This is a genomic window from Methylomonas sp. EFPC3 (genome assembly GCF_029643245.1).
GTDB classification, from domain to species: domain Bacteria; phylum Pseudomonadota; class Gammaproteobacteria; order Methylococcales; family Methylomonadaceae; genus Methylomonas; species Methylomonas koyamae_B.
In genome coordinates, this window is sequence record NZ_CP116398.1 from 1,316,476 (window position 1) to 1,331,997 (window position 15,522).

At 61.7% G+C, this 15,522-nt stretch carries 9 protein-coding genes; 7 read left to right on the forward strand and 2 right to left on the reverse strand.

From position 1 onward, the window contains the following. Window positions 1–46: 46 nt before the first annotated feature. The 4 genes from PL263_RS05920 to PL263_RS05935 all read left to right on the forward strand — a co-directional run bounded on the left by PL263_RS05920 (window position 47) and on the right by PL263_RS05935 (window position 4,957). Entirely contained in the window at window positions 47–1,504 is a 1,458-nt protein-coding gene (locus PL263_RS05920) for an FAD-linked oxidase C-terminal domain-containing protein (RefSeq protein ID WP_278212132.1), read from the forward strand. Then, entirely contained in the window at window positions 1,504–2,553 is a 1,050-nt protein-coding gene (glcE, locus tag PL263_RS05925; protein WP_278212133.1) for a glycolate oxidase subunit GlcE, read from the forward strand. The genes PL263_RS05920 and glcE overlap by 1 nt, the downstream gene beginning before the upstream one ends. 4 nt (window positions 2,554–2,557) lie before the next feature. After that, a complete protein-coding gene (gene glcF / locus PL263_RS05930) occupies window positions 2,558–3,766 on the forward strand; it encodes a glycolate oxidase subunit GlcF (protein ID WP_278212134.1) in 1,209 nt (402 codons plus the stop codon). 123 nt (window positions 3,767–3,889) lie between these two features. After that, window positions 3,890–4,957: an SGNH/GDSL hydrolase family protein gene (locus PL263_RS05935; RefSeq protein WP_278212135.1), complete on the forward strand. Its 1,068-nt coding sequence runs from the start codon at window positions 3,890–3,892 to the stop codon at window positions 4,955–4,957. Between the two features lie 44 nt (window positions 4,958–5,001). On the opposite strand, the gene PL263_RS05940 is transcribed toward PL263_RS05935, so the two are convergent. Continuing rightward, window positions 5,002–9,459, reverse strand: coding sequence for a PAS domain S-box protein (locus PL263_RS05940; protein WP_278212136.1), 4,458 nt, complete (start codon window positions 9,457–9,459; stop codon window positions 5,002–5,004). Window positions 9,460–9,670: 211 nt separating this feature from the next. Between PL263_RS05940 and PL263_RS05945 the strand changes: the two genes are divergently transcribed. From PL263_RS05945 to PL263_RS05955, 3 genes are all read left to right on the forward strand, one after another. Further along, window positions 9,671–11,374 (forward strand): exo-beta-1,3-glucanase, encoded by a 1,704-nt coding sequence (locus PL263_RS05945; protein ID WP_278212137.1) that lies wholly within the window; start codon window positions 9,671–9,673, stop codon window positions 11,372–11,374. After that, window positions 11,371–11,538: a hypothetical protein gene (locus tag PL263_RS05950; protein ID WP_278212138.1), complete on the forward strand. Its 168-nt coding sequence runs from the start codon at window positions 11,371–11,373 to the stop codon at window positions 11,536–11,538. Before PL263_RS05945 ends, PL263_RS05950 begins: the two co-directional genes overlap by 4 nt. Before the next feature lie 131 nt (window positions 11,539–11,669). After that, entirely contained in the window at window positions 11,670–12,101 is a 432-nt protein-coding gene (locus PL263_RS05955; RefSeq protein ID WP_140911566.1) for a desulfoferrodoxin family protein, read from the forward strand. A gap of 176 nt (window positions 12,102–12,277) precedes the next feature. Here PL263_RS05955 and PL263_RS05960 read toward each other — a convergent pair whose 3' ends face one another. Next, window positions 12,278–15,382, reverse strand: a complete 3,105-nt coding sequence (locus PL263_RS05960) for an efflux RND transporter permease subunit (RefSeq protein ID WP_278212139.1) — start codon at window positions 15,380–15,382, stop codon at window positions 12,278–12,280. Window positions 15,383–15,522 lie beyond the last annotated feature (140 nt).

Consider the following 15,522-nt stretch of genomic DNA (forward strand, 5'->3'; position numbering starts at 1 on the left):
ATTCATACCCTGGCCGCCGGTCGCCGAGTTGTGGTTATAATCGGCCATGCCTTTATCTTCTGCCTTTACCCGCCAATGCCTCGACTTGCTCGGTGCCGCCAACGTCGTCACCGAGCCCGAGCGCTTGCGGGTTTACGAATGCGACGGCCTGTCCGCCTACCGCACCCTGCCGGAGCTGGTGGCGCTGCCGGAAACCGCCGAGCAAGTCCTGGCGTTGATGCGCTTATGCCGCGAGCAGCGGGTGCCGGTGGTGCCGCGTGGCGCCGGCACTGGTCTGGCTGCCGGCGCGATGCCGGTGGCCGGCGGCATCGTCATCGGTTTGAGCAAGATGAACCGCATCCTGGCACTCGATCCGCTGAACCGCACCGCCACGGTCCAGCCCGGCGTCAGAAACCTGGCCATTTCCGAAGCCGCCAAAGCGCACGGCTTGTTTTACGCACCGGACCCTTCGTCGCAAATTGCCTGCAGCATCGGCGGCAACATCGCCGAAAATGCCGGCGGCGTGCACTGCCTGAAATACGGCTTGACCGTGCACAACGTGTTGCAGATCAAATTGGCGACAATAGACGGCGAACTGCTGACGCTGGGCGGCCCCGGCCTCGATGCGCCGGGCTACGACCTGCTGGCGTTGGCGATCGGCTCGGAGGGTTTGCTGGGTATCATGGTCGAAGCCACGGTCCGGCTGCTGCCGTTGCCGCCGGCGACGCGGGTGCTGTTGTCGGCTTTTCCCAGCGTCGAGCAAGCCGGCGCGGCGGTGGCGGCCGTGATCAGCTCCGGCTTGCTGCCGGCCGGCCTGGAACTGATGGACAACCCGGCCATCCGCGCCACCGAAGCCTTCGTCCACGCCGGCTATCCGCTCGACGCCGCGGCATTGTTACTGTGCGAGCTGGACGGTTTGCCGGAACAGGTGGCGGCCGACAGCGAACGCGCCATCGCGGTGCTGACGGCGGCCGGGGCCAGCGAAATCCGCAGCGCCGACGACGAAGCGCAACGCAAACGCTTCTGGGCCGGCCGCAAGGCCGCGTTTCCGGCGGTCGGCCGCATCGCCAGCGATTACTACTGCATGGACGGCACGATTCCGCGCAAACACCTGGCCGAGGTATTGCGCCGAATTTCCGAGATGTCGGCCGAATTCGGGCTGGCGGTAGTCAACGTATTCCACGCCGGCGACGGCAATTTGCATCCTTTGATTTTGTACGACAACGGCGTCGACGGCGAATTTGCCAAAGCCGAGGCCTTCGGCGGCAAAATACTGGAACTGTGCGTCGCGGTCGGCGGCACCATCACCGGCGAACACGGCGTCGGCAGCGAAAAACTCCCGTATATGTGCGTGCAGTTCGGCAGCGGCGAATTGCAGCAATTCCTGCGCTTGAAACGCGCCTTCGACCCTTACGCTCTGTTGAATCCGGGCAAGGCGGTGCCGACCTTGCACCGCTGCGCCGAATTGGGCCGGATGCACGTCCATCGCGGCGAACTGCCGCATCCGGATTTGGAGCGATTCTGATGGCCGCCGATAGGAGCGCCGAATTGCGCGAGCACATCGAACGGGCCGCGGCGACCAACACGCCGCTGCGCATCGTCGGCGGCAACAGCAAAGCCTTTTATACCGGACCGGTAGCAGGCGTCGAACTATTGGAGGTAGCCGGACACACCGGCATCGTCGGTTACGAACCCAGCGAACTGGTGGTGACGGTCCGCGCCGGCACCCGCCTCGCCGAGCTGGAAGCGGCGCTGGCCGGACATGGCCAGATGTTGGGCTTCGAGCCGCCTTATTTCGGCGCCGACGCCACCATCGGCGGCACGCTGGCCTGCGGTTTTTCCGGCCCGCGCCGGCCATTCGCCGGCAGCGCCCGCGATTTCGTGTTGGGTTGCCAGATCGTCAACGGCCGCGGCGAGGAGCTGAATTTCGGCGGCCAGGTCATCAAGAACGTGGCCGGTTTCGACGTGTCGCGGCTGATGGTCGGCGCGCTGGGCAACCTGGGTCTGTTGTTGCAGTGCTCGTTGCGGGTACTGCCCAGGCCGGAAACCGAGACAACCGTGGCATTCGCGCCGGCCGAAGCGGCCGCCGCGATCGAGTTCATGAACCGTCTGGCCGGCCGGCCCTGGCCGCTGTCGGCGCTGGCTTACGCCGGCGGCCGGGTCCGGGCCAGGCTGTCCGGCGCCTCAGCCGCGGTAAGCGCCGCCGCAACCAAGATCGGCGGCGATATCGACGCCGACGGCGACGCGTTCTGGCAGGACTTGCGCGAACAACATTTGCCGTTTTTCCAGCAGCCGGGCAATTTGTGGCGGATTGCGATGGCGCCGGCCGCACCGCAACCCCAACTGGCCGGCGATTGGTTGCTGGATTGGGGCGGCGCCCAGCGCTGGCTGAAAACCGGCGAATCGGCCGAAGCGGTGCATCGGGCCTGCGCCGCTGCCGGCGCCCAGGCACGGCTGTTTCGCGGCGAGGCCGGTTCGGACCGGCAGCGCATCGCGCCGGAATTGGCCGCGCTGCAACGCCGCGTGCGCCAGGCCTTCGATCCACTCGGCCTGTTCGTCCCCCTCCCGGATTAAGCCCATGCAAACCCAAATCGATCCAAGCCTGGCCGGGCACCCCGGTATCGACGCAGCCCAAGCGGCGTTGCAGCGCTGCGTCCATTGCGGCTTTTGCAATGCCGCCTGCCCCACCTACCGTTTACAAGGCGACGAACTGGACGGGCCGCGCGGCCGGATTTATCTGATCAAACAATTGCTGGAGGGCCTGAACGCTACCGCCTCCAGCCAACACCATCTGGACCGTTGTCTGGGCTGCCGCGCCTGCGAATCGGCCTGCCCGTCCGGCGTCGAGTACGGCCGCTTGCTCGATGTGGGCCGGGAAATTGCCGCCGGCCGGATCGCGCGGCCGTGGCGGCAGCGCTGGCTGCGCCGGGCCTTGCTGGCGATACTGCCCTACCCGCGCCGGCTGTCGCCGCTGGCCGCACTGGCGCGGCTGGCGAAACCGTTGCTACCGGCCGCGTTACAGGCCAAAGTCCCTGCCAAACCGGTGCCGGAAACCTGGCCGCCATTACGCCACCGGCGGCGGATGCTGATCCTGGAAGGCTGCGTGCAGCCGGCGCTGGCGCCGCGGATCAACGCCGCCACGGCGCGGGTGCTGGACCGTCTCGGCATCAGCGTGATTCGAGGCCAAAGCGCGTGTTGCGGCGCGCTGGCTCACCATCTGGACGAGCGCGAAGCGGCACTGGAGGCGATCCGGCGCCGGATCGACGCTTGGTGGCCGGCATTGCAGGCCGGGGCGGAAGCCATCGTCATCACCGCCAGCGGCTGCGGCACCATGGTCAAAGATTACGGCTATCTGCTGCGCGACGACCCGGACTATGCCGCAAAGGCAGCGCAAGTCGCGGCCGCGGCCAAGGACATTGCCGAAATCATTCAGGCCGAGGATATCGCCAAGTTGGCGGTGAGCCCGCGCAAAATTGCGTTTCAGGCGCCTTGCAGTCTGCAACACGGCCAAGCGTTGGCCGGCGTCGTCGAAACGCTGCTGGCCGGCCTGGGTTTCGAGTTGGCGGCGGTGACCGATGCCGGCTTGTGCTGCGGCTCGGCCGGCAGCTATTCGTTGTTGCAACCGGAATTGTCCGGCCGCCTGCGCCAGGCCAAACTTACCGCACTGCAAGCGGGGCAACCGGAATTGATCGCCAGCGCCAACATCGGCTGCCTTTTGCACTTACGGGAAACGGCACAACTGCCGGTGGTGCACTGGATAGAATTGCTGGACGGCTGGGACCGGTAAAGCCGTGTATTGCGAAGGTTTGATGCCGATCAAAGCTCAGCCGTTTCGGCGAGGTAAACGCACGAATTCAGGAGAAAAATCCGCCGGGAAGGCCTAACTTAAACTGCCAAAAGGGAGCATCCCATGAACCACAAACTATCCGTCGCCGCCCTGATTCTGATCGCGGCAACCGCCGCCGGCCGAAGCGAGGCGGCAAATTTTTCCAGCGTTTATGCCTTCGGCGATTCGCTGTCCGACAGCGGCAAGAGTTCATCGTCGGTCTGGAGCATTTACAATTTCTTGAACGGTTATCCGGGGCCGATCAATCCCAACGGCAATTGCGACACCACTCATCCGTGCCCGCCCTATTTCGAAGGTCGTATATCCAACGGAGCGACCGCAGTGGAGCGCATAGCAAATTCGGTTCTGCCCGGCGGCAGCAATTCGAGCAATTTTTTCAATTACGCGGTGGCCGGCGCCACCAGCGGCATCGGTAACTTCGGCGACGGCGGCTCGCAGTCGGCCCCCGGCGGTTTCGCTCTACCGGGCATCGCCCAACAAATCGGTTTTTACCTGAACAACGCCGCCCCGGCCGCCAATGCGCTGCACTTCGTCTGGGGCGGTGCCAACGACTATCTGACCGACGTCTATATCCCGCTGGCAACCCAACCCGGCCTCGACCCCAGCGCGGTCGCCAAAAAAGCGGCGCAAACCGCCGCAACCAGCATCGCCGGTTACGTCGGTGCATTGGCGGCTTTCGGTGCAGAAACCATCCTGGTGCCCAACTTGCCCGATTTGGGCTTGACGCCGTTCGTCACCAGCCAAGGCCAGGGCGTGATCGACCCGGCGCGCGAATATTCGTTGACCTTCAACCAAACCCTGGCCAGTTTATTGGGTCTGGTCGACAACCAGTTCGCCGCCACCGACATCGTCGAATTCGACTCGTTCGGTTTATTCAATGCCATCGTCGCCAATCCGGCCGGATTCGGTTTCGGCGATGCGGTCAGCGCCTGCGTCAGCTTACCCGACGCCTGCGCCGATCCGAATAATCATGTGTTTTGGGACGATTTCCATCCGACGGCGGCGATGCATGCGCTGGTCGCCAACGCCATGGTCAGCCAGGTACCGTTGCCGGCTGCCGGCTGGTTGTTCGCCGCCGGCTGGTTAGCGCTGTGTCGCCGCCTCCGGTTTACCGCGCCGGCCAGCGCATAAGCTCTAGTTGGTTGCGGCCGGTTCAAGCAGCCGGCCGCAGGGCATCAACCGGGACGGCGTCGATTCAACTCGGCGATGGCCCGCTGCAAGGCCTCGATCAACTCTTCGGCTTGGCGCAACGCATGTTCGTCGTCAAGCCGGACCGAACGCAACACCCGAATCGCAACCGCTTCCAACTCCGGCGCGCAGACATTGCCGGCCATGCCTTTTAAATTATGAGCCGTCTCCTTGATTACCTCCAAATCCCGGCCTGCCAGCGCTTGGCGCAATAGTTCGGCATCGCCTGCGTGATGCTCGGCCGCCATTCGAATCAAACGGTCGACGAAATCGGTTTGATTCGGAAACTTTTTGGCAAGCGCCGGCCAATCGACTGCCGGCAGTGGCGTCGGCTGCGCTTGGCCTAAACTCAACGGCGCCAAGCCCGGCATGGCACCGGCATTGCCAATCTGATCGCGCAAGGCCGACACCAGGGTTTCGATATCGAGCGGCTTGGTCAAAGTCGCCGCCATTCCTGCCGCCAAACAGCGCATATGTTCTTCTTTCAGAGCGTGAGCGGTCTGGCCGATCACCGGCAGCGCCGGCGCAATTTGCCTGATGAGCCGGGTTGCCTCGAGCCCGTCCATCTCCGGCATCTGTACATCCATCAACACCAGATCGAAGTTCTGCGCCGCTTGTTGCACCGCTTCGACGGCCAAACGCCCGTTAGCGACCATCTGCACCTCGGCGCCTTCCTGGCGCAGAAAATCCTCCAGCACCAACTGATTGATCGCATTGTCCTCGGCGGCGAGTATCCGCAGGCCGGCCAGACGCCTTTCGCCAGTAGTGCGGGTGATGGCAACCGGATTGTCGCAGTGATCGATCAGCCGTAGCGGTAGACGCAGAGTAAAGGTGCTACCCACACCCAGTCTGCTGTCGACCTCGAGCGTACCGCCCATCATTACCGCCAGGCGCCGGCTAATCGCCAGGCCCAGGCCGGTGCCGCCGAATTTGCGGGTGGTGGCGCTGTCGGCCTGTTCGAACGCCTCGAACAATCGAGCCAAATTGGATTCGGCAATACCGATGCCGGTATCGCGGACGCGAAACACCAACTCCCCGCCCTCGCAGCTGCCGCTCAGGCAAATTTCGCCGGTCTGGGTAAATTTGATGGCGTTGGCAACCAGATTGATCAGAATCTGGGAAATTCTGACCGGATCGCCCAGGCACGCCCTGGGCAGTGCATCGTTTTGGACAAGCAATTTCAGATTCTTAGCGGCGCCGGCCTCGGCAAAAGTTTGCAAGGCGGTGGCGGCCAAATAGCCGGGATCGAGCGGCACGCTTTCGATTTCCAGCTTGCCGGCTTCGATTTTGGAAAAATCCAGGATATCGTTGATGATGGTCAGCAACAATTTGCCGGAATCGAGAATGCGGGAAAATATCTCCTGAGTTTCGCCCCGGCCCACACTGTCGCGGTAACCGATCTGGGCCAGACCGAGCACGCCGTTTAGCGGCGTACGGATCTCATGCGACATATTGGCTAAAAAATCGCTTTTCAGCCGCGCCAATTGCTCCGCGGCCCGGCGCGCATCTTCCCTGGCCTGATCCGCCAAATAACGTTCGGTATTGTCATAGAAGCTCATCACCGCGCCGGACAAGCCGTCTCCGTTCCAAACCGGCTGCGTGGCCACGGAAACTTGCAACGCACGGCCGTCGGCACACCAGAACACTTCGCCGTCCAGCCTCAATTCCTTTCCGGCGACAACCGCATGGAACAAAGGACAGGCTTCGGCAGCACAACGCCGGCCGTCGGCCCGCCGGTAATGAATCACATCGTGCACGTTGCGGCCCAATATGTCTTCGACCGCATAGCCCAACAATTGCGCCGCGGCCGGATTCGCCATCCGCACCAAACCCTGGGCATCGAGTTCGAATATGCCTTCCGCGGCCGACTCGACCACTTGCCGATAGCGTTGTTCCGCTTGCCTGGCTTCCCCGGTGCGGGCTTCGACCAGGCGCTCCAGATGAAACCGGTGGTTTTCCAGTTCGGCTTCGGCCCGCTTCAGATGAGTCACATCGGAAACGATTGCATAAAATCCCCTGACCTCACGATCCCGGATATCCGGAATGTATTGCACCATGGCATGCCGCGCCGGGCGGCCGTTGCGCGCCGGGTATTCGGTATCGAACACCTGTTTTTCGCCGCGCAACACCGCTGCGACCCGAGGCAGATTGCTCGGATAAATCTCCTCCGGCAACACTTGACCCACGTGTCTACCCTGAATCGCGGCGGGATCGATGCCGAACCAATCGGCGTAAGCGGCGTTGCCGAAGCGATTGACCAAATCCTTATCCCAGTAGCCGATCAAGGCCGGAACGTTATCGAGGATGGTACGGTAAAAAACTTCCCGTACCGCCAGTTCCGCATCCTTGGCCTTGATCGCGCGCAGATCGAAAATCGTTGTCATCAAGCCTAAAAAATTGCCATGGGCATCGCGGATACTGGATACGGTCAGAAACACCGGCACGGCACTACCGTCTTTGGCTTGCCGCACAACTTCCCGCGCGCAACCGCCCTGCTCGAAAGCCTGCCGCAATATTGCCAGTTGTTCGGCTCTGCTGTCCGGATCGTCCGGCACCAGAAAACTCGGGTGGCGCCCGCACACCTCATGCTCGGCATAGCCGAATAATTGCAAAAACGCCGGATTGACAAATTCAATGGTGCCGTCGGCAGTGCCGATTACATTAGCTGCCGCGGATTGACGCAAGGCTTCCGATAGCCGGTAGCGTTCGTTCTCCGCGGCCTTGCGTTCGGTAATGTCCTCACTGAAGAGAACAACGCCGCCGACCGAGCCGTCTCGCGCCGGCCAGGGCCTTACCTCCCACTTCAACCATTGCAGACTGCCGTCGCTACGCCGAAAACAATCCTCGTCTTCGCGGATCACTTCCCCGGCCAGACCGCGGCGATGAACGGCTTTCCAGTCGTCGCCGATCTCCGGAAACACGGCATAATGCGATACGCCGGACAGTTCGGTGTCGCCCAAGCGGTAATCCTCGCGCCAGCGCTTGCTGGCCGCCAGGTAACGCATGTCCCGGTCGAACATCGCCAATGCCGCCGGCGCATGTTCGATCAATATCCGCAACCGCTCCTCGCTGTCCGCCAACGCGTCTTCGGCCCGTTTGCGCTGAGTAATATCCAACACCGACAACAACATTTCGTCGCCCAACCGGACCCGGCCGAGCAGCACGGTTTTGATGCTGCCGTCTTTACTGCGCACCGACAACTCGGATTGGGTTAACTCGGTTTCCGCCAGTTCGGCCCACCGCTGCCGGCAGAGTTGGAGTTGCTGCAGACTCGATTCGGGATCGGCGATCACTTTATCCCGCCAATCTTCTATGCTGGACAATTCGTCCGGCCCATAGCCGAACAGTTTGACGAATTCGCGGTTCATGGAGACGAAGGCGCCATCGCGGTTGCTGGTGGAAAAGGCCACGGGCGACTGCTCGTACATCTGGCGGAAACGGGTCTCGCTGGCCGCCAACGCTATTCGTTGTTGCTCAATGGTATCCATCAAGCGTTTGCGCTCGGTCACGTTGCGGGCAACGGCGAACATGCCGATCGGCGATCCGTTACGGCCGACGACCGGCCCTTTGATGGTTAAAAAATCCAAGACCAAACCGTCCTGGTTTTCCAGATGCTCGTCCAGCATGATCGGTTTGACGCTGAGCATCGCCGCCCTATCGTTGGCCATGAAGGCCATCCCGACCTCCACCGGAAACAAGGCCAAGTCGTCTTTGCCGATGATTTCCGCGAGCGGTTTGCCGACGAATTCGCAGGTGGCGGCATTGGCCAGCACGTATCGACCCAGCGCATCCTTGGCGAATACCGCATCCGGGGTACCGTCGACGATGGCTTGCAGCAGGTAGCGGGTGGCTTGCGCTTCCGCCAAGGAACGCTGCAAGCGCCCGCTCAGCGACGACAAGGTAATCCCCGACAGCAGAAAAATGGCCAATTGCAAACTTTCCACCGCCGGTACCACCACGAAACTTTCCAGCGGCAGCAGGAGCCGATAGCAGACGAAACCCGTCGACAGCAGCGTCGCGGTAAACCCTGGCCCGCTGCCGCCGAGCAAGGCACTGAACACGACCGGGATCATGAATAGCACCAGCATCGGTCGCTGGCCGAACGGCATGGCGAACTCTTGCCTGACCCACATCGTCGCCAGCGTAATGCAGACGGCAAACAAGTACATGGGCCAGCGCGGCGGCTTATCGAGAAAACCGGTTACCGCCGAAGTCAGATGGGATTGGGCCAGATCGGCTGCCGAAGCGGTCGCGACCGCATTCAATGCAAAAAACAGAAAACCGGTAGTGGCAACGACGAACAACACTCCTTTTGCGGTCGAAAACCAGACCACAGATTCGGTGTCGGTAATTTGAGCCAACAAGGTGTCGGATAAAAATATCCAGGCCAAACCGAGTATCAGGTAGGCCGTCGTTGCAAACAAAATAAATCGGTTTCTCGCCATGCCAAAATGTTCGAATGGTCCGGATAAAGGGATCGCTTGCCACGGGCCGATACCCGCCCGCCTATTCCCCTAATTTTGGCACAGTTTAAAATTCCTTCATCGGCAATAGATTCGAGCGGCCGTTGCCGTCATCACTATTGCAGCCGCGGACATCGGCACCGCAACGGCCGGTGTATAATCGCCGAATTCATTATCGGCTTCCCTCATCCGCATGTCTTCGCTCAAAGTCCTGCTCTGCCTGCTACTCGTTTTCGTCGCCCACGGCTCCATCGCTTGGTATCGCAACCAACCGCAAGCGGCCGGCCCGGACGTGCCGTCCGGCAAATTGCGCAGCCTGTCGTTTGCGCCTTACCACGCCGGCTTTAGCCCGATCGCCCAAAAATTTCCGTTGCCGGAGCATATCGACACCGACGCCCGGCTGATCGCCGACAAAACGTACACCATTCGCACCTATTCCGTGCGCGGCGGCATGCAACCAACCCCGGAATACGCCCGCCAACACGGTTTGAATATGATGATGGGCGCCTGGCTCGGCGACGGCCACCCGGAAAACAAAGTCGAAATCCAGAGCCTGATTCAAGCCGCCAACCAGCACCCGGACGTCGTAACCCGGGTCATCGTCGGTAATGAAGTGTTATTGCGCAAGGACATGGATATCGACACGCTGATCGCTTACATCCGCCAGGTGAAGCAAGCGGTCAAACAACCGGTGACCTATGCCGACGTCTGGTCCAGTTACATGCAATATCCGCAGCTGTTCCAGGAAGTGGATTTCATCACCGTGCATATCCTGCCTTACTGGGAAGACGAACCGGTCGCAATCGAACACGCAGCGGACCACGTCGAAAAAATCGTGCGCCAGATCGAAGAAAAGGCCCGCAGCATGGGTGTCGACAAACCGATTCTGATTGGCGAATCCGGCTGGCCCTCGGTCGGCAGGCAGCGCGGCGCCGCAGTACCCGGCGTGGTCAACTCGGCGCGTTACATTCGCGATTTGATTCAGGTCGCCAACCGCCACGGTTTCGATTACAACATCGTCGAAGCTTTCAACCAGCCCTGGAAAAGCCACAACGAAGGCGTGGTCGGTGCCAATTGGGGCTTACTGGACATAGACCGCGAACCGGTGTTTCCGCTGACCGGACCGGTACAGGAAAATCCGGACTGGCTGCAGCAGTTCGGCTGGGCCGCGGCGCTGAGTCTGGCCGCGGCCGGCATCGGCCGGCGGGCTTTACAACATTTGGCCTGGCCGAAGCTAACGGCGTATCTGCTGCTGATCCAGGTATTCAGCGGATGCCTGGTGCATCTGGCCGACTTATCCTGGGAGACCAGTTACAGCGTCTGGCAACAGGCCTACACGCTGATCATGATATGCGGTAATGCGGCACTCGCCGGCCTGCTGCTGATCCAGGTTTACGCCGCAGTAGTCGAGCGAGCCGTTCCGGCACCCTGCCGCGCAGCGCTGCAAACCGGGTACTTGCTGTTCATGGCGTTGGCCGTCGCAAAAACCTATCTGCTGGCGTTCGACGGCCGCTATTTAAGTTTTCCGGTCGAGCAATTCACGATTCCGGCCGTGGGGATCGCTGCGCTAGCCGTATGCCGCCGGCTAGGCGACTTGACGACGAATAGCGGGGCCGAGGCCGGCAAATACAGCGGCCGCCTGGCATTTTTGTTGGGCTTGGGCATATTCGGCATCGTCGCCGGCGAAACCTATTCCTTCATGTCGGCCTACGACTTTATCCAGGCCCACCCCAGCATCGGCGAGGGCCTGCCGGTCGCGCTAGGCTATACCTTGCAGAACCGGCAATTGCTGGCTTGGCTGGTCTGCATCCTGATTCTGGCGTTACCGTACTGGCCGAAACCGAGTGGCAAGCCGCAGCCTGCCGGCGATGCCCGCATTAGCGGAGAACCACAGTGAAAGCCTCCTCCGCAACCCGATTCAAATGCGCTGCCGTGTTTGTAGTGTTCATGATTTTTAGCGTCGGACCGATTCCGATCACCAGCGCACTGGGCTTATACGTGGTTATTTTCCGGCCGCGCTGGTTTAAAGAACTGGTTAACCGCGTCTACGCCGACGATTAATTGGCCGCCCGGATTCCGTGTTATCCCAGCTCCGGCAAGTCTAAGCGGTTTACCCGGCCGGATTTATCCATTATCGTTAGCTACCGGGCCTAATCGCCCACATCCAGCCATCACAACCCAGGAAAATTATTATGGAACGTCGCGATTTTATTAAATTCAGCGCGGCCGGCGCGGTAGCCGGCCTGGCCCTTCCCCACGCTGCTTCGGCGGCAGCCGGCGCGGTACCGACACCGCCGGGGGACCTGTTCTACACCAAGGACGCTCAGGGCCGCTGGGCCGGAAAGGCAGCCACCCACTTGCCGGTGATCGAGGCGACCAAAGACGGCGGCAAAATCAGCATAAAAGTGACCACCCCCCACGAAATGAAAGGATACGAGCATTACATTGTCAAACACGTGCTGCTGGACAAGGACTACAAATTCCTGGCCGAACACATGTTGGACCCAAGCAAAGACCCGGTGCCGGTTTCGACCTTTAGTTTGGACGGCTATGTCGGCACGCTGTACGCCCTGAGTTTGTGCAACAAGCACGATTTGTGGATCAGCAGCGCCGAGATTGCCTGATTCCTGCGCCCCCGGATCGGGGAAAGTATCCGGGGGTCTATTGCCGCAGTTAAACGGCGTGCCGGCGCAGTCGCCTGGCCCCACCCCTTCAAGTCACCCCCGGAGATTTGGGAGAGCGGCATGATTGCTCTCCCCTCAGCGCCTACTCAAGTTTGGTCTCCAAGTAGTTAAACCGGTTATTCGGCCAATCCGTATCTTGCATCGCGACCATCGATTCCGGGTCGAACCGAAGCAAAAAGACGGCGGGCGACACTCAACAGGTCGTCGATCGCGGTGTAGGCCACCGGAATTATCACCAGACTCAGCGCGGTCGATGTCAGCAAGCCGCCGATCACGGTAATCGCCATCGGTGCCCGGAAACTCGGGTCCGCGCCCAGGCCGAGCGCGATCGGCAGCATGCCGGCACCCATCGCGATGGTCGTCATCAGGATCGGTTGCACCCGCTTGCGGCAACTGTCGATCACCGCATCCAGCCGGCTCAGGCCGTGCTCGCGGCGGGCAATCATCGCGTATTCGACCAGCAGGATCGAGTTTTTGGTGACGACGCCCATCAGCATCAACAGTCCGATCACACTCGGCATCGCGAAGCTGCCGCCGGTCATCAGCAAGGCCAGAAAAGCCCCGCCCAGCGATAAGGGCAGCGCGCCGAGAATGGTCAGCGGCTGACTGAAGTCGCCGAACAACAATACCAGCACCACATAAATGCACAGCACGCCAATGGCCATCGCCCCGCCGAAACTGCCGAACAACTCGTTCATCCGTTGCGCATCGCCCGATTCTATCGTGCGCACGCCGGCCGGCAGATTTTGCAGCGTTGGCAATTGCATGGCCTCGGCCAACACGTCGCCGACCGCCCGCTCGCCCAACTCGATGTCGAAGGTGGTATTACGCATCCGGTCCAGCCGGTCGATTTGCTGCAAGCCGCCGGCCAGGCGAATGTCGGCCAGGGTGGCCAAACTGACGCTGCCGCCGCGTCCGGCCACCCGCAGTTGGCCGATTTCGTCCAGACTCCGGCGGACGGATTCGGCCAGCCGCACCCGAATCGGAATTTGCCGTTGCGGCAGATTCAGCTTGGCCATCACGTTGGAGTAATCGCCGTAACTGGCGACCCTCACCACGTCGGCCAAGGCCTCGACCGTGACACCCAATTCGGCGGCCTTGCCGAAATCCGGAGTGATTTGAATCTCCGGGCGTTGCAGGCTGGCGCTGGAGGTAATGTTCCCGAGACCGCGCAGTTGGCGCAACTCAAGCTCGACCGCATCGGCGGCCCGGCGCAAGGCTTGCGGATCGTCGCTGGCCAGCGTCAGTTGCAATTTCTCGCCGCTGCCGCCGGCACCGACGGTCACCCGCACGCCGGGCAGATCGGCCAGTTGCTCGCGAATCGCCGCCTCGACCGCCGCTTGTTTATACGGGCGTTCGGCGCGGTCGCGCAGACTTAAGGTCAAGGTGGCCTTGCGCACTTCGTAGTTGGTGGTGGCGGCATCCGCGCCGCCGCCACCGCTACTGGAGACGCCGGCCGCGGTGAACACCTGGATGACGTCGGGCAAGTCGCGCAAGCGGCGTTCGGCCTCGACGGCGACACGGCGGGTTTGCGCCAGCGAACTGCCCGGCGGCAATTCCAACGCAACCTTGGTCTGACTGTTATCCGCCGCCGGCACGAAGCCCTTGGGCAACAATGGCATCAAGCTCAAAGAACCCACCACGAACACCACCACGCCGACGCCGACCGTGATTCGATGGCTCAGACACCACTCGACCGCCCGCAGATAAATGCGCATCACCGCGCTGTCGCCGCTATCGCGTTCCGGATGCGGCTGCAGTAAATAGGCCGCCATCATCGGCGTCAGCAAGCGCGCCACCAACAACGACGCCAGTACCGCGGCGGCGGCGGTCACGCCGAATTGCCGAAAGAATTTGCCCGCTACGCCGCCCATGAACGCGGTCGGCAAAAACACCGCCACTAGCGTAAACGTGGTGGCGATCACCGCGAAGCCGATTTCGTCGGCGGCGTCCATCGCCGCTTGCAACGGCGTCTTGCCCATCCGCAAGTGGCGGACGATGTTTTCGATTTCGACGATGGCGTCGTCCACCAAAATCCCCACCACCAAGGCCAGGGCCAGCAGCGACAGAATGTTCAGGCTGAAGCCGAAATACCACATCGCCGCGAAGGTCGGCAAAATCGACAAGGGCAAGGCGACCGCCGCGACCAGCGTCGCCCGCCAATCCCGTAAAAACCACCAGACCACAATGACGGCCAGGAAGGCGCCTTCGTAGAGCAAATGCATGGAGCCGGTGAAGTTGTCCTCGACCGGCTGCACGGTGTCGAAGGCCTCGCGGATTTGCACTTGCGGATGCGCGGCGGCAAACTCGGCCAGCGCCGCGCGCACCGCTTCGGCCACGGTGACTTCGCTGGTGCCTTTGTTGCGGACGATGTCGAAACCAACCACCGGCTTGCCGTCCAAGGTCGCGTAAGTGGAACGCTCGGCGATGGTATCGCTGATGTCGGCGATTTGGTCCAGTTTGATGTGGCTGCCGTTGGCCAGCGGAATGTCCAGGTTGCGCAGCTCGCCGGCCGTCGCCACCCGGCCCAGGGTGCGCACCGCTTGCACGCCGCCGCCGATGTCGCCGCGGCCGCCGGACGCGTCTTGCTGTACTTTTTTCAGTTGCGTCGCTACTTCGCTGACCAGCGCGCCCAAGCCCGCCATCCGCACCGGATCGAGATCGACGTGCACCTCGCGATCGACGCCGCCGGTGCGGGTGACCTTGCCGACGCCGGTCACCGCCAACAAGCGCTTGCTGACGTCGTTATCGACGAACCACGACAAGGCCGCTTCGTCCATATTTTCGGCGCTGACCACGTAGGTCAAAATCGCGCCGCCGGCGGTCGTGGTCTTGGAGACGATGGGCGCCGCCATCGCCGACGGCAATTCCGAGCGGGCGCCGTCCACCGCGTTGCGCACCTGATTCAGCGCCTCCTCGGAATTTTTATCGATGTTGAACTCGACCTTGATCGAAACCGAACCGTCGGTGATCGTGGTGCGCACGTGCTCGACGCCGCCGATCGCGGCGATCTTGTCTTCGATCTTGCGTGCCACTTCGGTTTCCAACTGCGCCGGCGCCACGCCTTCCAGAGTAGCGGCGACGGTAATGGTCGGCACTTCGATATCTGGGAAGTTTTGCTTGCCCAATTGCTTGAGACCCAAGCCGCCCAGAATCGATAACACCACGAACAACAATATACTGGGCACCGGCTTGCGGATGGCCCATGCGGAAAAATTCATGATTTTGCTCCCGCGCCCGAAGCCGCTCGATGCGGCGCATGGGCGCTGATAAATGGTGATGCGTTCGGCATCGTGGTTGAAAAAGCTGCCGTTGGCAGGCGCTCGCCGGCGCTTTAACTGACGGATTACTTAGACCCGGT